Origin of the sequence: Microcystis sp. LE19-195.1E, from assembly GCF_027532095.1 — a bacterium.
Classification (GTDB): Bacteria; Cyanobacteriota; Cyanobacteriia; order Cyanobacteriales; family Microcystaceae; genus Microcystis; species Microcystis aeruginosa.
On sequence record NZ_JAPZSZ010000176.1, the window covers coordinates 1 to 23,094 of the forward strand.

23 protein-coding genes and 1 pseudogene are annotated in these 23,094 nt (G+C 43.9%); 9 read left to right on the top strand and 15 right to left on the bottom strand.

Annotation, left to right across the window (positions count from 1 at the left end):
• On the bottom strand, positions 1–641 hold a 641-nt coding region (locus O9300_RS10095), incomplete at its 3' end, for an RNA-guided endonuclease InsQ/TnpB family protein (RefSeq protein ID WP_287971523.1).
• A 91-nt stretch (positions 642–732) separates the two neighbouring features.
• Here O9300_RS10095 and O9300_RS10100 point away from each other — a divergent pair.
• From O9300_RS10100 to O9300_RS10115, 4 genes are all read left to right on the top strand, one after another.
• Positions 733–1,476, top strand: coding sequence for a DUF561 domain-containing protein (locus O9300_RS10100; protein WP_287971525.1), 744 nt, complete (start codon positions 733–735; stop codon positions 1,474–1,476).
• A gap of 8 nt (positions 1,477–1,484) precedes the next feature.
• The gene (locus tag O9300_RS10105; protein ID WP_287971527.1) at positions 1,485–1,844 is read left to right on the top strand and encodes a hypothetical protein; all 360 of its coding nucleotides are present in this window, start codon (positions 1,485–1,487) and stop codon (positions 1,842–1,844) included.
• An 18-nt stretch (positions 1,845–1,862) separates the two neighbouring features.
• Positions 1,863–3,122 (top strand): dihydrolipoamide acetyltransferase family protein, encoded by a 1,260-nt coding sequence (locus O9300_RS10110; protein WP_287971529.1) that lies wholly within the window; start codon positions 1,863–1,865, stop codon positions 3,120–3,122.
• 264 nt (positions 3,123–3,386) lie between these two features.
• Complete coding sequence (locus tag O9300_RS10115) at positions 3,387–4,334, top strand: PRC-barrel domain-containing protein (RefSeq protein ID WP_287107799.1); 948 nt, start codon at positions 3,387–3,389, stop codon at positions 4,332–4,334.
• A 152-nt stretch (positions 4,335–4,486) separates the two neighbouring features.
• Here the strand turns inward: O9300_RS10115 and O9300_RS10120 are convergent, their stop codons facing one another.
• From O9300_RS10120 to O9300_RS10175, 11 genes are all read right to left on the bottom strand, one after another.
• The gene (locus O9300_RS10120) at positions 4,487–4,714 is read right to left on the bottom strand and encodes a type II toxin-antitoxin system HicA family toxin (protein WP_287971531.1); all 228 of its coding nucleotides are present in this window, start codon (positions 4,712–4,714) and stop codon (positions 4,487–4,489) included.
• On the bottom strand, positions 4,707–4,916 hold the full coding sequence (locus O9300_RS10125) for a type II toxin-antitoxin system HicB family antitoxin (RefSeq protein WP_002734849.1): 210 nt from the start codon (positions 4,914–4,916) through the stop codon (positions 4,707–4,709). The genes O9300_RS10120 and O9300_RS10125 overlap by 8 nt, the downstream gene beginning before the upstream one ends.
• 216 nt (positions 4,917–5,132) lie before the next feature.
• Positions 5,133–5,408 carry a hypothetical protein gene (locus O9300_RS10130; protein WP_002734920.1) on the bottom strand — a complete coding sequence of 92 codons (276 nt, stop codon included), beginning with the start codon at positions 5,406–5,408 and terminating at the stop codon, positions 5,133–5,135.
• 507 nt (positions 5,409–5,915) lie between these two features.
• Positions 5,916–6,761 carry a competence protein CoiA gene (locus O9300_RS10135; protein ID WP_287971532.1) on the bottom strand — a complete coding sequence of 282 codons (846 nt, stop codon included), beginning with the start codon at positions 6,759–6,761 and terminating at the stop codon, positions 5,916–5,918.
• 367 nt (positions 6,762–7,128) lie between these two features.
• Positions 7,129–7,557 carry a DUF29 domain-containing protein gene (locus O9300_RS10140; RefSeq protein WP_287971533.1) on the bottom strand — a complete coding sequence of 143 codons (429 nt, stop codon included), beginning with the start codon at positions 7,555–7,557 and terminating at the stop codon, positions 7,129–7,131.
• Between the two features lie 1,338 nt (positions 7,558–8,895).
• On the bottom strand, positions 8,896–9,165 hold the full coding sequence (locus tag O9300_RS10145) for a ParE family toxin-like protein (RefSeq protein ID WP_061430403.1): 270 nt from the start codon (positions 9,163–9,165) through the stop codon (positions 8,896–8,898).
• Positions 9,162–9,380: a hypothetical protein gene (locus O9300_RS10150; protein WP_061430404.1), complete on the bottom strand. Its 219-nt coding sequence runs from the start codon at positions 9,378–9,380 to the stop codon at positions 9,162–9,164. The genes O9300_RS10145 and O9300_RS10150 overlap by 4 nt, the downstream gene beginning before the upstream one ends.
• Before the next feature lie 1,135 nt (positions 9,381–10,515).
• A complete protein-coding gene (locus tag O9300_RS10160; protein ID WP_287971535.1) occupies positions 10,516–10,848 on the bottom strand; it encodes a type II toxin-antitoxin system VapC family toxin in 333 nt (110 codons plus the stop codon).
• A gap of 126 nt (positions 10,849–10,974) precedes the next feature.
• Positions 10,975–11,355: a clan AA aspartic protease gene (locus O9300_RS10165; RefSeq protein ID WP_287971537.1), complete on the bottom strand. Its 381-nt coding sequence runs from the start codon at positions 11,353–11,355 to the stop codon at positions 10,975–10,977.
• 4 nt (positions 11,356–11,359) lie between these two features.
• A complete protein-coding gene (locus O9300_RS10170; protein WP_002733164.1) occupies positions 11,360–11,626 on the bottom strand; it encodes a hypothetical protein in 267 nt (88 codons plus the stop codon).
• 354 nt (positions 11,627–11,980) lie between these two features.
• The gene (locus O9300_RS10175) at positions 11,981–13,645 is read right to left on the bottom strand and encodes an AIPR family protein (protein ID WP_287971539.1); all 1,665 of its coding nucleotides are present in this window, start codon (positions 13,643–13,645) and stop codon (positions 11,981–11,983) included.
• A gap of 495 nt (positions 13,646–14,140) precedes the next feature.
• Here O9300_RS10175 and O9300_RS10180 point away from each other — a divergent pair, with 495 nt between their 5' ends.
• The 5 genes and pseudogenes from O9300_RS10180 (at position 14,141) to O9300_RS10200 (ending at position 19,265) form a co-directional block, all read left to right on the top strand.
• Positions 14,141–16,606, top strand: coding sequence for an ATP-dependent Clp protease ATP-binding subunit (locus O9300_RS10180; protein ID WP_004160623.1), 2,466 nt, complete (start codon positions 14,141–14,143; stop codon positions 16,604–16,606).
• A gap of 75 nt (positions 16,607–16,681) precedes the next feature.
• Entirely contained in the window at positions 16,682–16,963 is a 282-nt protein-coding gene (locus O9300_RS10185; RefSeq protein ID WP_002756712.1) for a hypothetical protein, read from the top strand.
• Positions 16,964–17,104: 141 nt separating this feature from the next.
• Complete coding sequence (locus O9300_RS10190) at positions 17,105–18,622, top strand: glycosyltransferase family 39 protein (protein ID WP_002756710.1); 1,518 nt, start codon at positions 17,105–17,107, stop codon at positions 18,620–18,622.
• Positions 18,623–18,728: 106 nt separating this feature from the next.
• Positions 18,729–18,908, top strand: a pseudogene (locus O9300_RS10195) (ClpB D2-like domain containing protein); the annotation flags it as partial.
• 75 nt (positions 18,909–18,983) lie between these two features.
• A complete protein-coding gene (locus O9300_RS10200; protein WP_002756706.1) occupies positions 18,984–19,265 on the top strand; it encodes a hypothetical protein in 282 nt (93 codons plus the stop codon).
• Positions 19,266–19,415: 150 nt separating this feature from the next.
• Here O9300_RS10200 and O9300_RS10205 read toward each other — a convergent pair whose 3' ends face one another.
• The 3 genes from O9300_RS10205 to O9300_RS10215 form a co-directional block, all read right to left on the bottom strand.
• Positions 19,416–21,332 carry a hypothetical protein gene (locus O9300_RS10205; protein ID WP_287971541.1) on the bottom strand — a complete coding sequence of 639 codons (1,917 nt, stop codon included), beginning with the start codon at positions 21,330–21,332 and terminating at the stop codon, positions 19,416–19,418.
• 331 nt (positions 21,333–21,663) lie between these two features.
• Positions 21,664–22,365 carry a hypothetical protein gene (locus O9300_RS10210; protein ID WP_002756702.1) on the bottom strand — a complete coding sequence of 234 codons (702 nt, stop codon included), beginning with the start codon at positions 22,363–22,365 and terminating at the stop codon, positions 21,664–21,666.
• A 133-nt stretch (positions 22,366–22,498) separates the two neighbouring features.
• Positions 22,499–23,094 (bottom strand): ISAs1 family transposase (locus O9300_RS10215; protein ID WP_287971542.1); only part of this gene is annotated, 596 nt, incomplete at its 5' end.

Sequence of the window (23,094 nt, forward strand, 5' to 3'; positions counted from 1 at the left end):
TTTCGCAGTCTCCGATAATGCTTTTTAAAATGCTTAGGATTAGATACTTTATCGCCATTGCTGGTAATCACGAGGCTACTAATTCCTAAGTCAATTCCAATGGCTTTATCTGTTACTGGTAATGGCTTAATCGTTGGGTCATCAAATCTTATTGAAATATGCCAACGTCCAGAAGGATGTAATCTGACTGTTACTGTGCTTGGTTCACAAGCTTCTGGTATTTGTCTTGACCATCGAATAGGTAAAGGTTCCGTGCATTTAGCTAAATAGATTTGTTTGTCTTTAAATTTAAAAGCAGACTTGGTAAATTCGGCACTTCCTCCTTGATGTTTTTTCTTAAAGCTAGGATACTTAGTACGACCAGCAAAGAAATTAGTGAAAGCTGTTTGTAAATGTCTTAACCCTTGTTGTAAGGGTACACAGCTTACTTCATTGAGAAAGTCTAATTCTTCTTGTTTTTTCCACTCGGTTAGCATTGAAGAAGTTTGAGCGTAGCCTACTCTTTCTTGCTTTTCGTACCAAGCTTGTGTTCTGACATGGAGAGCTTTGTTGTAAACTAATCTTACACAGCCCAATGTGCGCCGCAATAGCGACTCTTGTTCGGGTGTTGGGTAAAATCGAAACGAATAGGCTTTTTCCATGTATCACATTTTAGCATATATTTCGTAAATGTGCTAATATTTAACAGTAAAGCCGTCGTAGAACGACGGGGTTTCAGACCCAAAATTTCCGATGATCAATTTTACCTTACAGCAAGCCTTCGCCCGTCGTCATGCCCTGAAAGTGATCAGTGGGTTAAATAATTTTGATCGCTCGCAGGTTCTCTCAGTAGTTAAAGCCGCTACAGCCGGAGGAGCAACTTTCGTCGATATTGCCGCTAATGCTGACCTAATTCGGGCGGTAAAAGCCTTGACAAATTTACCCGTGTGTGTATCGGCCGTCGAGCCAGAATTGTTGGTGATGGCAGTGGCGGCCGGGGCCGATTTAATTGAGATCGGTAATTTCGATAGTTTTTATGCTCAAGGACGCATTTTTGAGGCGGCGGAAGTTTTAGCCCTAACCCGTCAAACTCGCGACTTACTGCCCGAAATTACCCTGTCTGTGACAGTTCCCCATCTGCTGCCCCTCGATGAACAGGTGAGACTAGCGGAAGCTTTAGTTAGTCAGGGTGCTGACATTATTCAAACCGAAGGCGGCACTAGCAGTCAACCCCGTCACGCCGGTATTTTGGGACTGATTGAAAAAGCCGCCCCGACTCTAGCGGCAGCCCACGCTATTTCCCATGCGGTTAAGGTTCCCGTCCTCTGCGCTTCCGGTTTATCGATTGTCACCGCCCCCATGGCGATCGCTGCTGGAGCGGCCGGTATCGGTGTTGGTTCGGCGATCAATCAATTGGATAATGAAGTGGCTATGGTGGCAGCTGTGCGCGGTTTAGTCGAATCTCTGCAAGCACAACCGGTCCATATTGGCAACTAGAACAATTTTTGTCTAGATACGACGGAGAAGGGGCTGTTTTCCCTTCTCTTTTTCCCTTTGTAATCAGTTATTTTAGCTGTCAGGAGTCGGTCGTCAGGAGTCAGTATTCAGGAGTCAGGAGTCGGTCGTCAGGAGTCGGTCGTCAGGAGTCGGGAGTCAGGAGTCAGTATTCGGGAGTCAGAAGTCAGGAGATTATTTTATTTATTCTCCCCACACCCCACACCCCACACCCCACACCCCACACCCCACACCCCACACCCCACACCCCACACCCCACTTCCCCACTGCCCCACTTCCCCACTTCCCCACTTCCCCACACCCCCAACCCCATCAACTGTGGTAAAATGCCCTATGGCTCAAAACATTAGAGATAGAAGCACTCCACCATGATTCGAGATATCTTCATGCCCGCGCTCAGTTCCACCATGACCGAAGGAAAAATAGTTTCTTGGGTGAAGTCCCCCGGGGAAAAAGTCAGCAAAGGGGAAACGGTGTTAGTGGTCGAATCCGACAAGGCCGACATGGACGTGGAATCGTTTTATGATGGCTATCTCGCTGTAATTTTAGTCGAAGCTGGCCAGGAAGCACCCGTGGGGGAAGCGATCGCCTATATTGCCGAAACTGAAGCAGAAATTGAACTGGCCAAAGCTCAGGGAAAAACCGCCGCAGCCGCCCCTAGCAAGCCCGTAGAGACCCCAGAAATCGCTCCGCCTCCCGTTTCGATCCCCGTCGCCGCCGTTAAAGATAATGGCCGTTTAGTCGCCTCTCCCAGGGCCAAAAAACTGGCTAAAGAATTAAAGGTGGATCTGAAAACCCTAGTGGGTAGCGGTCCCCACGGACGAATTACCGCCGAAGACGTAGAAAAAGCGACAGGAAAAGTCAGCACCGCCCCCGCTCCCGTCATTACTCCCCCACAACCCGTCAGCGTACCTGTGGCGGCTCCTAAAGCCCCGATTCCAGCCAGCGCCCCGGTCGGTCGGACTGTTCCCCTCACCACTCTGCAAAAAGCCGTCGCCCAGAATATGTCGGTTAGCCTACAGGTTCCCACCTTCCAAGTGGGCTACACTATCACCACCGACCCACTGGATCAACTCTATCAACAGCTAAAATCCAAGGGTGTCACCATGACGGCCCTGTTAGCAAAAGCAGTAGCCAACACCCTCGCTAAACATCCGATCGTTAATGCCAGCTATAGCGACGCAGGAATCCAATACCACGGGGCGATTAACGTGGCCGTGGCCGTGGCTATGCCCGATGGTGGCTTAATTACGCCGGTTTTGCGCTCTGCTAACCAGATGGATATCTATTCCCTCTCCCGCAGTTGGAAAGATTTAGTTGATCGCGCCCGCAGTAAACAACTGCAACCGGAAGAATATAATAGCGGTACTTTTACCATTTCTAATCTGGGAATGTTCGGAGTCGATCGCTTTACCGCTATCTTACCCCCCAACCAAGGTGCGATCCTAGCAGTGGGTGCTTCCCGTCCCCAAATCGTCGTCAATAAAGATGGTTTATTCGGAGTGCAAAAACAGATGACAGTTAATCTCACCAGTGACCACCGAGTCATCTACGGGGCCGATGCGGCCTCCTTCCTGCAAGACTTAGCGAAACTGATCGAAACTGAGGTGCAGTCTTTAACTATGTAATCAGAATCTAGGCAGCAGGAGCCAAGGGAGTTTCTCTCTAGCTCCTGCTTTGTTGTTACTAAAAAAATGTAAAGAATTAGCTAAAATGGGTTTAACCCTATCTATCACCCGAAACTATCGCCCAAACAAGGCCAAAAAAAGTGTTAATCTCAGGGAACTTTAAGATCTAAGCCAATATCGGTAAATTAACCCTCGATCTCGCCCTATATATTAAGCCTACACTAATTCGTATTCCCACGACCTAACGCCTACCCATAGGAAAAAATGATCACAGAGAATAGTCGCTTACGTTCAGAATTTTTAAATACACAGGTTATCACTCGCAATACAGGCAAAAAACTCGGCGTTGTTAAAGATATCCTAGTAGATATCGATCAACGAGAAGTGGTTGCCCTGGGACTCCGCGATAATATCCTCTCCTTGTCGGGAATGCCTCAATATATGTATTTATCGAGCATCAGTCAGACGGGAGACGTGGTTCTCGTTGAAGATGATAACGTCTTGGAATCCGTCGATATCGATGCTTATACTCCCTTAATCGGTAGTGAAGTGATCACGGAAACCGGCGAACCTTTAGGCAAAGTCCGCGATTATCAATTTGATCCCCTTAGTGGTCAATTACATTCCATTGTCATCGCTTCCCTGGGATTGCCTCTGATCCCCGAACAATTGATCAGTACCTACGAAATTGCCATTGAAGAAGTGGTTAGCAGCGGTCCGAATCGCTTAATTGTCTTTGAAGGGGCCGAAGAACGTCTCACGCAGGTTAGTGTGGGGGTTTTGGAACGTTTGGGTATTGGTCGTCCCCCCTGGGAAAGAGAAGAGGAAGAAGCTTATTATACTCCCGCTGCTCGTCCGGAAAATCAGTTAGGTACGGGTATTCCCCTCCGCACTCCCGTTGAGGCCGCTAAACCCGTTGAAGAACGCTGGAGTGAAGACGAATGGGAAAAAGAACCCCTGCGCGCCACTCCCCCACCGCAAAAACGGGCCGAAGCTCGTTATTATGAGGAAGAATACGAGGAAGAAGAAGATAACTGGGGAGAAGCTCGCTCAGAACGCACAGAAAGCTTTTCTCGTCCTCAGTACGACGATTACGAAGATAAGGCCGAGGATGATATGTGGGATGATGACGTGGAACCAGATTACAATCCCCCCCGCATCAATATCACCGAGAAGAAAAAAGAGAGAATCCCCGAATACGAAGACGGTTAATCTTTGATCATCCCCCTATCCATTAGCTACATCTTTCTTAACATAAAATTTGACAAAAAGAGGAAAGTGTGCTATGTGGCTCAAGGGGGTTCTCTGGGGGAACTAAATACTTTTTTTTTGGTATCACTTCGAGTGCAGTGATTTGTCAGACTTTACAGATGTTCAATGAACTCTTCAACTGTGACTTGGGCTTGTTTCAGAATTCCACTTAATGTACCAACCTTCAATTCCTGATGTACAGGGACAACACAACCAATTTTGCCATCTTCGGTTTCTTTCTTCATCACAACATGGCTACCTGTTTGACGAACTTGCTCGAAGCCTAAGCGTTCAAGAGATCTAACTGCCTCCCGACTAGAGATTCGTGGCAGCTTAGGCATAACTAACCTCAATACTGGTCACAAATCTAGGGGATGTTTCTGGTAAGGTAAATTCCTCTAGGTAAAGCCGTGTGGCTTCTTTCAATCCAGCAATCGCCTGCTCAATTGTTTCTCCTTGATCTACTGTACCAACTTCTGGACATTCAGCAATGTACATATTATCTTCTTTGTACAAAATAACAGTAAAGATGCGATTTTTCATGGTGTCTTATCATCTCCGGCTTACTCTGAAAATCATAACATAACTGTTTCCTAATCGTTTGGTTAGAAAATAGTTATGTTTCCTGATCATTGACCCAACTCAAGCTTTTTGAAAAACTCTATAAGATATTAAGTTATTAGTAATTAATCCAATATTGTCCCACCTTCCTAGAATTGAGTGAGAAGATTGTGCAAAAACAAGCGTAGAGTTGATTAATCATTGAAATAAATTTGCCCCAATCAAACCGACTCGATGAACTGCTCGATGTCCGATTCTTACGAACCAAATTTGAGCATAGGTCAATCGGGCTAAAAGTTGATCGGAAGCTGTGAGGCTGTCTTTTGCTACTTCAAAAGCCCCTGTTTCAATATCTATGGCTACAATCTTCCCATGATTGCCTTCCTCGACTTGGGGGCGCACCTGAGATTGATAAATCTCATTACCACGTCGGGCGAATTCTTCTTTGCTGTAGCGGAGTTGATTAACTGTCATTGTCCTGACCCCGTTGCAACTTTTGCCCTTCTATTTTAACCTAAACATTGGCAATCTTCGCTAACATTTCTCAACTAAGCCCACAAGAGCGGCATCGCATTTAGACTCACAGTTTCAATCAATGTGCATGGTGCGTTCCCCAAAAATCTATTGGTGGAGCGGTAGAAGTTGCATTTGGGGAACGCACCCTACAAGATTGCGATCGCACTGGGGCCACCAATCTTCTATCACCTGCGCGATGCTGTAGCGGAGTTGATTAACTGTCATTGGCCTGACCCCGTTGCAACTTTTGCCCCTCTGTTTTAACCTAAACATCTGGAATCTTCGCTAACATTCCCCAACTAAGCCCACAAGAGCGGCATCGCATTTAGACTCACAGTTTCAATCAATGTGCATGGTGCGTTCCCCAAAATCGATCGCTGGAGCGGTAGAAGTTGCATTAGGGAACGCACCCTACGGCGATTGCGATCGCACTGACGTTGCTGCCCGCTCGCGTGCAACGTTTTGTTAGGGCACGTTCTCTGGAAGCGGGTAGAAGCGAGTTGCGATGTCATGAGCTTGAGTTTCGACCATCGCGTCATGCACGAATTTGCGTTTTGACACATAGCGGATGCACTCCAATTCGGAGTCGTCGTATATCTCAAGCTTCACAAGGCGATCGTCACCAAAGTCAATGTACACCGGACACTTTGCATCCAACCAAGTCGTCCGAGGTCGCACCCAATAGTACTGATGGTATCCATTATACGATTTGTCAACCTCGTCTTGGATCTCATAGATGCTATGTATCCTACCGGAGCAAACTTCTGCCTTAGTAATATTAGGGTTTTCTTCACGGGCTTCTGATAGGCGAAAGAACAAACCCGCACCCGCGTTAGCCCCGTTCATGTGCCGCTGTACTTTGCCCCACACTAAGTCGCGGGCTAGTTCCGATTTCGGATCGGGAAGGCCATGATATATGTCGAAGTTCTTGCGGAAGCCCGAACCGTCAATCACCCAGACGAGGTTTTCGTAGAATTCTTCGCGAGATTGGCGTTCGGCATCGGTCATGGACGAATGCTGTACCTCGATGACGATTCCAGTAACGGTTTTTATGTCCGCCCTGTGGATCTCCCCGTCATCGGCGGTATGCGATACTTCGCGACATTCAATAGGAAATAGGTTCTTCCATTCGCGGTGCCATGGCGTTTCATTCTCCCACCAAGGGTCGCAATCCTTCGGACGATGGTGCGCCCAATGGTGCATGACTCTCGGCCCGCACTTGGCGACCATTTCGGAACCGCAGATTGGACATGACCCGCGGCCACCGGGGAAAGCCTCGACGCGGTCATTGTTGACGAGAGCGAATTGCATTGAACGATTGCCTCCTTGCGTGCCCTAACTACACATTATACGAAAACTTTCTGCATAACAATTTCCAGAGCAACGATATAGGTCAACTTTCTGTATATCACCCCGTTCTGTAACATAAAATACTTAATTTGTCAATAGGTAGTAATATTTAATCTGCTTATACTTCGAGTTTTGGTCTGAAAATGGGCGATCAATCCCACATTCCGCACCCTCAACTGTCACATAATACTAAATCGGTTGAGTAACGCACAGAAAACGGGTTTCTCGGAGAAACCGGTTTTCTGCTCATGCAAAAGGCAAAAAGGGAGAATAAATAATCAGTCTTTAATAACCGGATTTAGGATTATTTAACCTTTAATCAAGGCTATCACTGGGGCCACCAATCTTCGATCACCTGCGCGATAGTATAGGGACAAAACTCGGGAAAAATGCTGAGGACTAAACCTGTTTGTCTGGCGGTTTCTCGACGCGCTCTGGTATATTCCTTGGCCAAAATTTGCGCGGGATAACTGCTTAAACTGGGACTATCCTCTAATTTGCGACGAATTTGCGATCGCCGATCATTGATGGAATCCAGCCAACTATCGGAGTGCCGTTGGGGTTGATATTGCCACTTGAGCAGATGAAGCAAAATTCGCTCCATTTGAGAACCAATCGCACTGCGTTCACTTTTCCCCAAATCCTCGATTTCCTCGATTAAATGCTCCCAGTCAATGGCATCCCAGCGTTGTTCCCGCAAAAGTTGAGCCGTATCCCGGGCCCAGAGAATTAAATCGCAATTGTAGGTGGTTGGCATAACCGGTTCCCTGTTTTTCAAGCTTTTCGGGTGGGATTGTGGGGTTAATTCTGTTAGGTTAACGATCCGGCGTTTTCTTAATGATAACTGATTACCGTTCGCTTACAGCCCCTTCCGCAGTTCTAGAGTTTCCCAAAACCAGAGACCTTGCACCTCACCATTAACAAAAATATAGGGCCACAACATATATACTCATTTGTCAATAGGTAGTAATATTTAATCTGCTTATATTTCGAGTTTTGGTCTGAAAATGGGCGATCAATAGAGCAGCAATTATTGTGGTTGGGTTGACCCAAGGAAACCCAACAAAGAGTAACCTTTGGGGTGGTTGGGTTTCGCTTTTTCAAGCGAATTGAGCTATTTTCGCCCCAGTCTTGTTTCGATCAACCCAACCTACGCGGCTTAGACTCACAGCTTCAATCAATGTGCATGGTGCGTTCCCAAAAATCGATCGCTGGAGCGGTAGAAGTTGCATTAGGGAACGCACCCTACAAGATTGCGCTCTGCTACGCAGTGCCTTTGGCATCGCACTATCGTACCCCGAATGAGGTATTCTATGAAGGTAGATCAGACATTGATGCAATTCAGACTTGAATCGGCCTTTTTTGTAATATCCAAGGTCTCCTAGTCTCTCATTGTCAGAGTAACATTGCATTTCATTGCTTTTAATCAAAATACAAGACTCTTTAAGTTGATTGAAGATCCTAATGACCCCATTAGAATTAATTTTATATTTTGCTACATACTTTTGACCTCCTCCAGTTCGATTACCATTATTGTCCACCAAATCGTAACGTCCAAATACTTGACCATCTTTTTGAAAAACTCTATAAGATATTAAGTTATTAGTACTTAATCCAATATTGTCCCACCTTCCTAGAATTGAGTGAGAAGATTGTGCAAAAACAAGCGTAGAGTCGATATAGAGAATGGAAAATATTAAAGCAAAATAAAGTTTTTCTATCCTGAACTTTAACTTTGATGGTCTAATTAGGGTTTGCTGAAAAAGTTTTTCTTGGGGGCAGGGTGTGGGGTGTGGGGTGTGGGGTGTAGGGTTTTACCGATTTTGAAGGGGTCAATTACCTAATTTTCAGGGAAAAAGTCCCTGAATTTTCCCCCCGATCACTCCCATATCTGGTACTTTTTGATTTACAAAAACTCTAAAAGTCTTAACCAACAAGGGTTTTACCATTATTCAGCAAGCCCTAATTAACATCTTTTATCCTCAATTTGTCCGAAAATTCTGTCTAACGTTCGCAATCACCCGCCGCCAATAACCTCTCGGATAAACTCATACTTTGATACGGTCGGGTTCATGGGCGTTGTTAGCTGGCGTTTCTACAACTGATCAAGGAGCAGATCATATTCCGCATGAGAACCGACCCAGAACCAGATTACTGTGTCATCTTCTAATTGCCCAACAGCACGGTAATCTCTGTTGATGCGTGCAGAGTAGATGGGTAATTTTGGATGAACTTTCTTGAATCGCAAACTGGGGTAGCTTGGCTCTTGCTTGAATTGCCGATATGCTTTGCGCGTCTGCTCTTGAACTAACTCTGGAAGATCAGCAAACAGTTTACGAAATTGGGCAGTGGTGCGAGATTTCACAATGTTTCTGGATCGAGTTCTTGAGTTTTGCCTGCTCGGTATTCTGTCATTGCTTCGGCTGCCAATTTAGCCAACAAATCTGGAGAACGAGCAAATGACTCATCCCATCGCTGGTCATCTTCGAGTTCTTCTAGAATTAAGGTTGCGATTGCGTCTTGCTTATCGGTTGGCAAGGCTTTCAATCGGGCAATCACCTGATCAAGTTGCTCAGTCATATTGGAATCCACTTATCTAAAGGAGATACCCTCAATTATCGCTTACCCAATCAAGGTCAAGCAGCATTCAAGGCTGTGAATTTACATTATCCGAAGGACCAAAAACCAGACCAACCACACCACCAATTAAACCACCTACTGCACCACAGATCGGTGCTGCTGGTGCTGCGACAACACTTGTAGTACAGGTGAATGCGCCAATAGTAGCTCCGCCTGCTGCGCCAGCCACAGCCCCCAACTCGGTTCAACTGTAACTAGGACTTGCTGAATAATGGTAAAACCCTTTGAAAATAAGGCTTTTGACCTGTTAAAATCTGATGTTAGTGCAAGAAAATAGGATTGGGACATTCAAAAACCTTGCATTATTCTCCTCATAGTACACAAACTGGTACAAAAAAAGAGGGCAACAAAGCCTGAAACGACCGACGACCGGCTACTGACTCCTGACTCCTACCCCCACGAAAAACTTTTTCAGCAAACCCTAACTATAGTGTCTGAGCCATCAGAAGATATTCGTCTGCCAATGGATACTCTTGAAAGAGCATCAAGGGGGCTAGAAGGGATGGGGATGGGGATGGGAATAACTTCCGCGACCGTCGAAACGTCAAATCTCTTTAAAAACTGAGGTGCTGCGTATGTAAAACCAGTATTGAATACAAGGTTGGGTTGACCCAAGGAAACCCAACAAAGAGTAGCCTTTGGGGTGGTTGGGTTTCGCTTTTTCAAGCGAATTGAGCTATTTTCGCCCCAGTCTTGTGTCGCCCAACCCAACCCACGAGGCTTAGACTCACAGCTTCAATCAATGAGCATGGTGCGTTCCCCAAAATCGATCGGTGGAGCGGTAGAAGTTGCATTAGGGAACGCACCCTAGGGCGATGGAGATCGCTCTAACGGCTGAGTTCAGCCGCCACAGAGAATCTTCAACTTCTATCAGATCATCTCTAGGCGGTCGGATGCAACGATTTGTTATGCGGTTGACTGCGAGGTTTGAGTGGAGTCGAAATAATTTGTCTGCTGCTAGTGGATTGTTTTTTACGAAGATCATTGCAAATTGCTTGCAAATCATAGTTAAAGGACTTCGCGTGTTCTTCACGTATTCTGTAAATTTCTTCTAGAACTTCATCTTTCCACATAATTAATCTCCCATTAGTTCATTAGGTGTACAAATCGTTGGCAGATCATATCCTGCTTCTATACTTATTTGTGCTAGTTTCTTTTGTATTTGAGCATTGGCAATATGCTTACAGTTCCAAGTTAAAAGATAGTCAATTCCGTAAAATGTAGCAACTGCAATATGAAGCGCATCATCAGAGGCTTTAGGGGGGGAGATATAAAGCGTAAATTGCTCTCGGCGTGTGTCCCACCACTTTTGGGTAATCCCCAAGTTTGCCATGAGGATCAAGTTATTGCTGAGTCTGGCTGTTAAGTAACCAACCACGCTAGTTTCAACGTAAACAGTTTCGCTCATTTGAAATGCGCTAGTTAGATCTGTATTTTATCCCAATCTGTGCAAAACTGTCGCTACGAAGCGATGCGCCCTGCTACGCAGTGCCTTCGGCATCGCACTAACGTTGTTAGACCGTTCCACACCCGATTAGCTTAAACTGTTCAATGACTGAATTACGACTATTCCACCCTCGATCGCATCAAGTTGCATCCGATAGCCGTAGAGTAAACTCATACCGACCAAAGGTTCTGTTTCGGCTGCGTTAACATCAACATACCGATATTCACCGTCCCAAATAACAAGACCACTGTAAACGTCAAAGATACAGGTACTTCCATCCCCTAATGTTCCCTCTTCACGGCTATACAACCGTAAGTTGAGGCTGTTGATTACTGTCAGAGGTAAGGTTAAAAAGCCTGTGAACCCTGTATCAATAACAGCATCAATTACCTGCCTCTGTTTACTCTCATTGCTTACGACTAACCGAAGCGTCGCCTCGCAGTTTTGATCAACAATTCCGTTCATCATAAAGTTAAAGCAGACGACCTACGCCAAAGCGGTGAACGCCTTTATGTCCAATTCGGACACGCCAGATTTGAGCATCAGGGTTTCGTTCAAGCAATCGATTAGAAGCAGTTATTGTGTCATTGGCAAGCTCAAAAGCACCTGTTTCGATATCTATGGCTACAATCTTCCCATGATTGCCTTCCTCGACTTGGGGGCGCACCTGAGATTGATAAATCTCATTACCACGTCGAGCGAATTCTTCTTTGCTGTAGCGGAGTTGATTAACTGTCATTGTCCTGACCCCGTTGCCACTTTTGCCCCTCTATTTTAACCTAAACATTGGCAATCTTCGCTAACATTCCCCAACTGGGACCACAAAGGCTGCATCGCACTTAGACTCACAGTTTCAATCAATGTGCATGGTGCGTTCCCCAAAATCGATCGCTGAAGCGGTAGAAGTTGTTTTAGGGAACGCACCCTACAAGATTGCGCTCTGCTACGCAGTGCCTTTGGCATCGCACTATATTAATCTGTGAAGTTACACAGCAACAGGCAACTTTGAAAATTCACCAATATTTCAGCTAACGGTGAAGTTAGGTTAAGCGAGTTTGCAAGAAAAGAAGTCGAATTATTGAACCGATTTGATTCATTGAAGTCTACTTATTAAATCACCACGTCGAAATGTTGCAGATAGCTGCTGCAAGGAAATCTCTTGTTCTCCATAAAGATCCTGAAGTGCCTGTTTAATATCCTGTAATGAAGCATTAAAGTAACTCTCCCCATTTTGATCAATAAGCATTTGGGCTGATCGAAAATTTTTATGACTAATGTCTTTCATCTGAACTTTCATATCAGCCAAAAGTTTTTGTCCCATCTGCATTGCAATAAAGCATGAAGCATAGCGGACAAAATCTGGGTCAGTAGACTCAGGTCTTTTGCGGCGGTTTTCTGCAATTCTGTAAAGCTGAACAGCTATTACGATTTGCGCTCCATTTAATTGATCAGTAAAGATTGTATCATACAGTTTCCCAAAATGTTCACGAGAGAAAAACTTTGCTTGATGAGGTTTTCTTCGCCAAACGGATAATACTGCCTCAGCAGCTACTCCTGAAGTAATATCAGCAGAGCGAGTAGGAGTATTGGAACGTTTAGGCCTGTAGTTAAATCCTAATTGCTCAATATCCTTTTCCAATATTTTCTGGCGCTCATCATTAGCACGTAAATCTTTGAGATCTACTGGATTTTGGCTATTGGTTGCGTAGGTAATTCTTTGAACTAAACCTTCATTTTCACGAGGCAATTGATAGAGTCTTAAAAGAACAAAAGCTTGGGCATTTTTATTAATTAAATCTGGTTCTCGCAAGGTTTTAAATATGGTCATACACGTTTGACCACCGTTAATGATTTGTAAATTCTCAACACGCACTTTGTAATCGCCATCTTGCAATGCGTTGTATGAGAAACTATCACAAGTCAACGTGACCCCGTTATTATAAAAGTAAAAATTGTTTTTTTCATCGCTAGTTAAAGTATGACGGATACCCTCATTTACGCGATTTCCTTGTAAACCCAAGTAGCGACGAATATTGCGCTCTAATAAACGTTCTCCATGTCGCTCTATAAGTGTGGCAATTTCTGTCACCGAAATTCTACCCAACAGTACTCGGCTAAACTCCATATCTTCCACAATAGCTTTGCCACTTAGCTGCAAAGTATCTTTTACGGGTTTAGAAGCTTGAAGAATTTTGACTAAACGCTCGTGATTAACATATTCCCATGTCACCTGATCTCCAAACTCAGCACGATCAATAGCCTCTTGAGCAGATAAATTCCATTTCAGCCCATTGTTGCAAGCTATTGTCCGAACTTGGGGAATATAGCCATCCCGGATTAGGCTACGAGCTTCTTCCACTTTCACAAGCAGTCGTTGATTAATATGTTCTAGTTTGGCTGCTGGATTAAATAAGTAATTAATTGCGTTTATTAAACTTTTTATACCTCCTTCAGGAAATTCAGATTTTCCTTCTAGGTTGTTCTTATATTTTGCCTGAAATAAACTAACTGTAAATTCACCGTCATATTCTTCTGATATATGTATAGCATCTACTCCAAAGTCACCACCTCCTTCTGTTAAGCAATCAAAAACATCATCTCCATCTAAATCTAAAATGGTTTTAACGCACAGATATACAAAAGCCAAAGACTTAAGCCGGCCTTCATCTGTGATTCGTAGTTCTTCAGAAGCTTTTTGACGAATGTCGTTGCTAACTGATACCAAGCGTTGGTCGATGATGGACGCAATGATATTCATGTACTTATTTACCGAACACATTTAAATAGCTTATTTTATTCTGCCTAACTACATATTATACGAAAACTTTCTGCATAACAGTCTCCAGAGTAACGATATGGGTCAACTTTCTGTATATCACCCCTAAATACAACATATATACTCATTTGTCAATAGGTAGTAATATTTAATCTGCTTATACTTCGAGTTTTGGTCTGAAAATGGGCGATCGATAGTCAAGCGATCGAGGGATGGGGATGACCACGACCCTAGGGGATTATGCAACGGTGAACAACTTATCGGCAGGTTTCCAGGAGACCAAAACCATAATCCGGGAGATTCCGGGCATTTCCGCAAGTCAGCTGAGACCGATTGACCCCAGAAAAAATCTTCAGCCCTATAACCACTATAACTAATAGCCGCTCCCCAATAACTGATCACTGAGAGACAGCTAAACTAAAAAGCCGTGCTAAAATCAGCATATCTAGGGTCGCTTGTGTAGGTGATGGATAGGCTATGTTTGAAAGATTTACGGAAAAAGCCATTAAAGTAATCATGCTCGCCCAAGAAGAAGCCCGCCGCCTCGGCCATAACTTCGTGGGAACAGAGCAGATTTTACTAGGACTAATTGGAGAGGGAACGGGAGTTGCCGCCAAAGTCCTCAAGTCCATGGGTGTCAATCTCAAAGATGCGCGCGTGGAGGTGGAGAAAATCATCGGTCGCGGTTCCGGATTCGTAGCCGTGGAAATTCCCTTCACCCCCAGAGCCAAACGAGTTTTAGAACTCTCCCTCGAAGAAGCCCGTCAACTAGGCCATAACTATATTGGCACAGAACACCTCCTTTTAGGACTAATTCGCGAAGGGGAAGGTGTGGCCGCTAGGGTTCTGGAAAATCTCGGCGTGGATCTCTCGAAAGTTCGCACCCAAGTAATCAGAATGTTAGGGGAAACCGCCGAAGTGGCCGCCGGTTCATCTTCCCAAGGTCGCACTAAAACCCCCACTCTTGACGAATTCGGTTCCAATCTCACCCAAATGGCCAGCGAGGGTAAACTCGATCCCGTGGTCGGCCGACAAAAGGAAATCGAGCGCGTTATCCAAATTCTCGGTCGTCGTACCAAAAATAACCCAGTCCTGATCGGGGAACCGGGGGTAGGTAAAACAGCGATCGCAGAAGGATTGGCCCAACGCATCGCTAACAAGGATATTCCCGACATTCTCGAAGAAAAACGGGTTGTCACCCTCGATATCGGCTTGTTAGTGGCGGGAACCAAATATCGCGGCGAATTTGAGGAACGCCTCAAAAAAATCATGGACGAAATTCGCCAAGCGGGTAACGTCATCCTTGTGATCGATGAAGTTCATACTCTCATTGGTGCCGGGGCAGCCGAAGGGGCGATCGATGCAGCCAATATTCTCAAACCAGCTTTGGCCCGGGGAGAACTGCAATGTATCGGGGCGACGACCTTGGATGAGTATCGCAAACATATCGAACGGGATGCGGCTCTAGAAAGACGTTTTCAACCGGTTATGGTCGGTGAACCCTCCGTAGAAGAAACAATCGAAATTCTCTACGGTCTCCGGGAACGCTACGAACAGCACCACAAACTAAAAATCTTAGATGAGGCCCTGGAAGCGGCGGCGAAATTGTCCGATCGCTACATTAGCGATCGCTTTTTACCGGACAAGGCGATCGATTTAATCGATGAAGCTGGTTCGAGAGTGCGCTTGATTAATTCCCAATTGCCCCCGGCAGCCAAGGAATTAGATAAAGAACTGCGGCAAATTCTCAAACAAAAAGATGACGCGGTGCGCGGTCAAGACTTCGAGAAAGCCGGGGAATTGCGCGATCGGGAAATGGAAATCAAAACCCAGATCCGGAATCTCGCTTCCACCAAAAAAGGCGAAGATGGCAACGATGAACCCTTTGTGGATGCGGAGGAAATCGCTCACATCGTCGCTTCTTGGACTGGGGTTCCCGTCAACAAACTGACCGAAACCGAATCCGAGAAACTGCTGCACATGGAAGATACCCTGCATCAGCGTCTCATCGGTCAAGAGGACGCAGTTAAAGCGGTGTCTCGCGCCATTCGTCGCGCTCGCGTCGGTCTGAAAAATCCCAACCGTCCGATTGCTTCCTTTATCTTCTCCGGTCCAACGGGGGTGGGTAAAACCGAGTTAACTAAAGCTCTGGCCGCTTATTTCTTTGGTTCCGAAGATGCGATGATCCGTCTCGATATGTCGGAATACATGGAACGGCACACGGTTTCTAAGTTAATCGGTTCGCCTCCGGGTTACGTTGGTTACAACGAAGGGGGACAATTAACGGAAGCGGTGCGTCGTCGTCCTTATACGGTGGTGCTATTCGACGAAATCGAAAAAGCTCACCCCGATGTCTTCAATATGCTTCTGCAAATCCTTGAAGATGGACGTTTGACCGATGCCAAAGGTCGCACGGTGGACTTTAAAAATACCCTGTTGATCATGACCTCGAACATCGGTTCTAAAGTCATCGAGAAGGGTGGCGGTGGTTTAGGTTTCGAGTTTGCTGATAATCAAGCCGAGGCCCAGTATAATCGCATTCGATCGCTGGTTAATGAGGAATTAAAACAGTATTTCCGCCCTGAATTCCTCAACCGTCTCGATGAGATTATTGTCTTCCGTCAACTCAATAAGGAAGAAGTCAAGGAAATCGCCGAAATCCTGCTCAAGGATGTGTTTAAACGTCTGACAGAACAAAATATTACTTTGTCTGTTACTGATAAGTTTAAAGAACGCTTGATCGAGGAAGGTTATAATCCGGCCTACGGCGCTCGTCCCTTACGTCGTGCGATTATGCGTCTATTGGAAGATGTTCTGGCTGAGGAAATTCTCTCCGGACGGGTTTCTGATGGGGATACGGCCATGGTCGATATCGATGAGGAAGGTAAGGTGAAAGTTATTTCGGGGGAAAGACGCGAGTTAATCGCTCCCGTGATCGAATAAATTCTCACTGTAATTAGTTAAATAAAAGGTGGGCTTCTTGCTCACCTTTTCTCGTAAAAATAGGGAAAAAGTGCGATGAAAGTTTGGTTTGTGGGCTGTGTTTTGTTATTTTTGTTGGTGGAATTTTATCAGTGGGCAAAGGGGTTTATTTTACCTTTACCTCTCTATATTTTTGCTGGAGCTTTGCTATCGATCGCTTCTAATTATTCTCAAGATATGAGCAATTTATTTGCTAGAAATGAACAGGTTTATCAAACTGCTAGTTTAAGTGATATTCCTGACATTTTGACGGCAGAAACCGCAATTACCAGCCTAGAAGCGGCAGCAGCGGAGGATAGTAAAAAGCGGTGTCGCTGAATCAAGACATGAAGACTAAATTGTGCCTCCTATCCACAAGTTACCTTAGTGCTAGGTTTTAAAAATTGCCGAGAGGACAATTGATACTTAAAATCAGCAACGCCCGATAACTTTTCAAACAGATACTAAAAATAGATGATCATGAAAACAGTCACAAAAGTAGCTCTTATTGCCCTACTCTGGATAACAATAATCAATCCTGCCAACTTACCTCCAGATACCGATGTTAGGCTAAGAATGGCCCATGCCCTGTGGACAGGAACTGAGGAGGTTTCTTTACCCCCAAATTATCGTCCTTCCTCTCGATTAGACCGTGTTGGTGTTTTAGGAGTAGATGGAAAACGATATGAACATTATGATATGGGACAATCTTTATTAATGTTGCCCGCAGATTGGATTGGCACTCAACTCTCTAAAGTTTTTCCTAGTATTAAGCCTTATTTATTACGAGAATTTGCGGTTAGTTTTCTTGTAGTTATCCCTCTAAATGTATTAGTTGTTCTCTCTTGTTATTGGTTACTTAGACTATTTGATTTTCAGGAGAAAATTGCGGCATCTGCTAGCTTGATTTGGTTGCTAGGTACTACCGTTCTCCACTATGCACAAACTTTTCAACAAAATAATCCAGTCCTACTTTGTGTGATTTTAGGTTATGCTTGTGCTTTAGCTTATATTAAAACTAACAAAGTACCTTATGTTTTTTTGAGTGGATTGGCAATCGGAGCAGCTATTATAATTCGCTCGACAACTATCATTTATGCTCTCACAGTTTTTGGGTTTCTAATTAGCTGTCTAATTTATAAAAATTTCAAGCTGAATCAAATCTTTAAGACAGCCATACTCTGGAACTTCGGCTTATTTCCCTTCTTTTTTATGAGTAGATTATTTAATTACTTACGCTTTGGGGATTTTTGGACAACGGGAACATCCTTACTCATGGAGCAAATCCGCAATGGAGCAATCTTTTCAGGGTTGCCAGAATTGCCCCCTAATTATCCTCTCATACACCCTCCCTACGTTGGTATTCTCGGCGTTCTCTTCTCACCAGCTAAAAGTATATTTATTTACGACCCCTTTCTTTTACCGTGTTTAGTATTGGGGATTATTTTATTTAACAAATTAACACCTTATATACGAATATATTTTATTTCCTCAATTTTTGCACTTGTCTTTCATATTATCTTAACCAGCAAACTGGATTTCTGGCATGGAGATGGTTCTTGGGCTGCTCGTTATCACGTTACCTCAGTTCAGCTACTGCTTCTCCCCTTAATAGCTTTGCTAATCTTAGAGATGTTATCGGTTAATCGACTCAAACGATGGTTAATTAGCAGCTTGGTTGTTCTTTCTATTTTGGTTCAATTTGCTTCTCTTGTCTTTGACCCTAGTGTAAATAGTGGTGTGGTCAACTTTGCAGAACCAAAAAGTTTTTTGAGGTTTCGTTTAGGTGAACGTATCGACAGTGTTAGTTGCTTAATTGGTCTTTCTCGATCCCAAAGTTGCTTAACTGAGGAAAAGTACAATAAGTCTGATCTCGCCAGTAGGGTGTATTTCTGGCCTCTTAAATCCAACAAAGCGCAAGGATTGCTCTGGAAAATTTGGGGATTCCTCTTGATCACAGCTTTGATCAGCACTCTACTTTTCCTAGTGATTGGGTAGTAAGCTAAACGGCGCTTAACCTGCATGATCCAATAGCTATAACCCTTTTGGAGTCTATATCGGTGATCCGAAGTAAAAGCCGTTTAGCTTAGTTATGGAGACTTAATACCTTGCTCGTCCCTTACGTCGTGCGATTATGCGTCTGTTGGAAGATGTTCTGGCTGAGGAAATTCTCTCCGGACGGGTTTCTGATGGGGATACTGCCATGGTCGATATCGATGAGGAAGGTAAGGTGAAAGTTATTTCGGGGGAAAGACGCGAGTTAATCGCTCCCGTGATCGAATAAATTCTCACTGGAATTAGTTAAATACAGGGTGGGCTTTTTGCTCACCTTTTCTCGTAAAAATAGGGAAAAAGTGCGATGAAAGTCTGGGTTGTGGGTTGTGTTTTGTTATTTTTGTTGGTGGAGTTTTATCAATGGGCCAAGGGGTTTATTTTGCCTTTACCTCTTTATATTTTTGCCGGAGCTTTATTATCGATCGCTTCTAATTATTCTCAAGATATGAGCAATTTATTTGCTGGAAATGAACAGGTTTATCAAACTGCTAGTTTAAGTGATGTTCCTCCTATTTTGACGGCAGAAACCGCAATTACCAGCCTAGAAGCGGCAGCATCGGAGGATAGTAAAAAGCTATCAAATTAGGCGGTTTTGTAGAATTGCCATGTCATAACTAACCTGAGTTCAGGATAAGCCGAAACCCTAATTTTACCTTAGCCAGTCAGCCCTATTCTTTCCTGGAAGTCATGGCAAAATCTCCTTAACCCGAACTGAAGTTATCTACTCCCCGCGCAACTACCGAACCGGGTTTTTTGCATCGAGAATACATGAAGCATCTAAGAGGATAATATTTTTTGATTCGACAACCGAACAACTCTTGCTTAACTGGGATAAAACGAGGGGGGTTCCCGCTTGCAGTCTTTCTACCGCATCAGAAGTTACCGATCCAAAGGATTGAAGGCCAACTTTATCGATTGGGTAGTCTGGGGAAAAAGCGGAGCGATCGAGTAACCAAAAACGAATGTTATTTTTCTGGATAAAGTTCTGCACGGCAGTCAGATCGGGACTATATTGGGCCTCGATCAAGTCGATATATCTTTGGCGAAGTTTTTCATAGAATAACAAGTTATAGGGTTCTAAGGAGTCTCGGTGGACAAACACGGGACGCAGGGCAAAGGAGGGAATATTATCACCCTCTAGGGAGAGAGAAGCCACGAGACTATCTTTCGGCTGTTTAGCTAAAAACTGATAAAGCTCCGGTTCTTTTCCCGTAATATAGCTAACTTTTGGGAAAAAATAGTATTTTTTCAGAGAGAGCGGATACAGTAGTGCGGATACCGCAATAACGATGAGCATTATATAGGTTAAAAAAACTCTCGATAAGCAAACTTCTCTTGCGGGAAGTGTTTTTTTTCTATCTCTTCCGACAAAATAAAGTAATCCTAATATTTGGATGACCATCAGTCCAGTCAGCAAGAGCGAGCGAGTTCGATTGAAATAAAGAATCGGCAGGTAGGAATAAATCATTGCTACTTGAAGTAGGAGAAAGATAATGATGGTTATTCCACTTGCTATAGTCTTTTTAGCCCCCCATTCTAACAGTTTATCGATCAGCATCGATAAAGCGATTCCCCCCGCAATAGCGAAAACTATCCTTAGGCTATGTTCCGTGTATCTTTGCGGTAAATATAGCTTGAAGAGGACAGCGTGAGAGATTAGATAAAAGGCGATCGAGGAAAGCAAAATTTGTGGCAGGATAAATCGTGCGCTCGTGATTCGTTCCACTAGAGAAAAATGGGAGCGATAATAGAGGATAATCGGCAAGGCTAGTCCGAGTAGAATTTGAGGTGGTAAGAGGAAAAATTTTCTCTTGAAGGGGTTAAAAATACACCAATCTCTCGGGAAAAAACCGCTATAATCATTACAGGTCCAAAAGGTCAGCGGCTCTCGATGAAAAAATCCGATTTTACCATCTTGTCCGAACTCTGACAAATTTCGAGCTTCCGCCAGAGAAACCATGGCTCCATAGTCACTACTTTTGAAAAGATATGTCAGTAAGATTAAAAATACAACCAGCAAGCTGACTATACAAAAAACAATCTCTTTTCGGTCTGTAGTCAAACGCAATCTTTGGTTATTCCAGGAGAAGAGACGGAGAACTAAGACTCCAGAAGCAACCAGAACCGAAGGAGGGTAAAAGAAAGCCAGTAAAATTAAAGAGAGTAAACAAGGAATCGTGGAAGAGCGAAGTAAGTAATAGATAAAGGCCAGAAAAAGAGGGTATAAAAAGCCTCTTGGGGTACCGGAACCTAAATCATCTTTTAACCACAGATTTTGATTGAGAAATAGTGTAGAGATAAATCCAGCCAAAGGTACGGGCAGAATTTGTAGGGAGACTCGATAGCAATAAATGGTAGATATTAAACCTAGGGCGATCGGTACGAGCTTATTAAAAACTATGGCGTTTATCCCCACCATTGACATCAATTTATAAAGACTCGCGAGACCCGAAGGAGTCAACCATTGATAATAGTTCATCAGGAAATCATCGGGAAAAAGCTCTGAATCAGAGAAGCGCATCATCCAAACGATAATACGGCGTGCGTCATCCTGAATACTGTACTCGCTACCGAAAGCGATTTGTAAGAATAAGATACTGTACAAAATAGAGAATACGATGCTGAGACTGAACCAGAAGGTTCTGGAAAGCATCAATTCTCTTAGAGGAGTTAAATCTAAAAAATACGAGTTCTTTGTCTGCATAACTACCTTGACGTTTTATCCAAGTATTTTACATTTAATACCAGGGTGAGCGCATCTCAAACGCTATTGACAATTAGCCCCTTTTGTGATCTGCTTGCTGTGTGGGCATTTCAAGTGATACCAGTCAATCAGAATAGTTACGAAATCTTAACATTGGGTCGATTTTTGCTTAACAATTGAGATGGCAAATTCTCCTCAAATATGCCTGAATGTACCTCTGGGTAAGCAACTCACATAAAGTTCATTTTGTCAAGGATTGTTAAGATGCGCTTACCCTGTATTAGTCATTAATACGTCTAGCTAATAATACTAAATTGGAAGGCATTCCCAGCGCCCAGATGGTTTCGACTCTAATACTGAAATTGTCTCCTAAAGCTTGTTTAGCTAAGTTTAATAATTCGGCTCTACCCAGTAGGTTTAAATTATCTTCCTTAGCCCAGAAGGATAACCCGACTATATTTAATAGAAACCGATGCCAAGATTTAGGTAACCAATGGATTAGGGGAAGTTTAGTATGAAATTCTAGCCAATGCCAACGATTGGGTGTAGTTAAGAATATTTTACTAGCAACTCTGGCACACTCTCGAATATGTTCAACCTGTAAATGAGTCGAACCACAATGTTCTAAAACTGCGCTAGAGGTGGCTACATCAAACTCACACTCCTTAGCAAGAATTGGGCGATGAAATCCATTGGGGCTTAAAATTTTGGCAAAAGGAAACACTTGGCTCAGGGAAGAAATGTCTTCTGGGGAAGAGAGGGCGACAGTTAACCCTGCTTCATGAAACCAGGGAATCATACAGTTACTGTCTATCCTCTCCACATCTGGAGTAGAACCAATATCAATAATACTTTCTCCTGCCCGTAAATCGAGTTTGTTCATAGCTAAATCAAACATCTTACGGCGAGCTTCTACACTTAAGCGTTCTTGAATCCCTGTTAACCAATGTCCACGATTAAAATAGTCAATGCCTTGATTCATAATATATTTGTTTACATAGTTGGGTATCTCGAAAAATTGATAGCCCAAGGACTGTTATAGTATAATAAGTAAGAACAGCAAGTCAAGCGAACAAATGCTCTTGCCAGAATCACCCAGGGTAAGAGCATCTCAATTAGGCTTGACAAAAGGCTTTCAGCACAGCCATCATATAGTTATTATCCATGGCCGCCCGTTGACTTTTTTGTGCCAGACTACGTCGGTAAGTGGATTCTTGGTTAAGAGCGTTAAGTGCTACTCGTCTCAAGAATGCAAAATTACGAGGGCTGTGGCCTGAGCGAATCCGACATTGATCCTCATTAAAAGTAACATCTAAAATCCAATGAGCCTGATTTTCAATGCTCCAATGTTTACGAATAGCATTACCTATTTTTTGAGCATCAGCAGGGAGAGAACTGAGATAAAATTGGACTTCACAAGTGGTTTTATGACCAGGATGACGAACTCGTTTAACTATGATAATACTTTGAATTCCTTGCCATTGAGCCTGTTGATAAAGACCGCCGAAAGCTTCTAAGGGTACAGCCCAACACCAACGTTTTTCGAGGCGATGATGACCTTTTTCCAGATGGTAATCATAACTAAATTGAATACCATCAAATTGATGTGCTTGAGCTTGCTCAAACCAGTTTTTGACCTGAGTATAAAGAGTCGGATGATTAGCTTTAAGGGCGACAACGTAGTCAGCTTTTTTGGCTTGAATATGATTAA

Bases quoted from the DNA above. Each gene is read 5' to 3' on its own strand.
- O9300_RS10100 (WP_287971525.1), top strand. From the start codon at position 733: ATGATCAATTTTACCTTACAGCAAGCCTTCGCCCGTCGTCATGCCCTG.
- O9300_RS10110 (WP_287971529.1), top strand. From the start codon at position 1,863: ATGATTCGAGATATCTTCATGCCCGCGCTCAGTTCCACCATGACCGAA.
- O9300_RS10115 (WP_287107799.1), top strand. From the start codon at position 3,387: ATGATCACAGAGAATAGTCGCTTACGTTCAGAATTTTTAAATACACAG.
- O9300_RS10120 (WP_287971531.1), bottom strand. From the start codon at position 4,714: ATGCCTAAGCTGCCACGAATCTCTAGTCGGGAGGCAGTTAGATCTCTT.
- O9300_RS10125 (WP_002734849.1), bottom strand. From the start codon at position 4,916: ATGAAAAATCGCATCTTTACTGTTATTTTGTACAAAGAAGATAATATG.
- O9300_RS10130 (WP_002734920.1), bottom strand. From the start codon at position 5,408: ATGACAGTTAATCAACTCCGCTACAGCAAAGAAGAATTCGCCCGACGT.
- O9300_RS10135 (WP_287971532.1), bottom strand. From the start codon at position 6,761: ATGCAATTCGCTCTCGTCAACAATGACCGCGTCGAGGCTTTCCCCGGT.
- O9300_RS10140 (WP_287971533.1), bottom strand. From the start codon at position 7,557: ATGCCAACCACCTACAATTGCGATTTAATTCTCTGGGCCCGGGATACG.
- O9300_RS10150 (WP_061430404.1), bottom strand. From the start codon at position 9,380: ATGACTGAGCAACTTGATCAGGTGATTGCCCGATTGAAAGCCTTGCCA.
- O9300_RS10160 (WP_287971535.1), bottom strand. From the start codon at position 10,848: ATGAGCGAAACTGTTTACGTTGAAACTAGCGTGGTTGGTTACTTAACA.
- O9300_RS10165 (WP_287971537.1), bottom strand. From the start codon at position 11,355: ATGATGAACGGAATTGTTGATCAAAACTGCGAGGCGACGCTTCGGTTA.
- O9300_RS10170 (WP_002733164.1), bottom strand. From the start codon at position 11,626: ATGACAGTTAATCAACTCCGCTACAGCAAAGAAGAATTCGCTCGACGT.
- O9300_RS10175 (WP_287971539.1), bottom strand. From the start codon at position 13,645: ATGAATATCATTGCGTCCATCATCGACCAACGCTTGGTATCAGTTAGC.
- O9300_RS10180 (WP_004160623.1), top strand. From the start codon at position 14,141: ATGTTTGAAAGATTTACGGAAAAAGCCATTAAAGTAATCATGCTCGCC.
- O9300_RS10185 (WP_002756712.1), top strand. From the start codon at position 16,682: ATGAAAGTTTGGTTTGTGGGCTGTGTTTTGTTATTTTTGTTGGTGGAA.
- O9300_RS10190 (WP_002756710.1), top strand. From the start codon at position 17,105: ATGAAAACAGTCACAAAAGTAGCTCTTATTGCCCTACTCTGGATAACA.
- O9300_RS10200 (WP_002756706.1), top strand. From the start codon at position 18,984: ATGAAAGTCTGGGTTGTGGGTTGTGTTTTGTTATTTTTGTTGGTGGAG.
- O9300_RS10205 (WP_287971541.1), bottom strand. From the start codon at position 21,332: ATGCTTTCCAGAACCTTCTGGTTCAGTCTCAGCATCGTATTCTCTATT.
- O9300_RS10210 (WP_002756702.1), bottom strand. From the start codon at position 22,365: ATGAATCAAGGCATTGACTATTTTAATCGTGGACATTGGTTAACAGGG.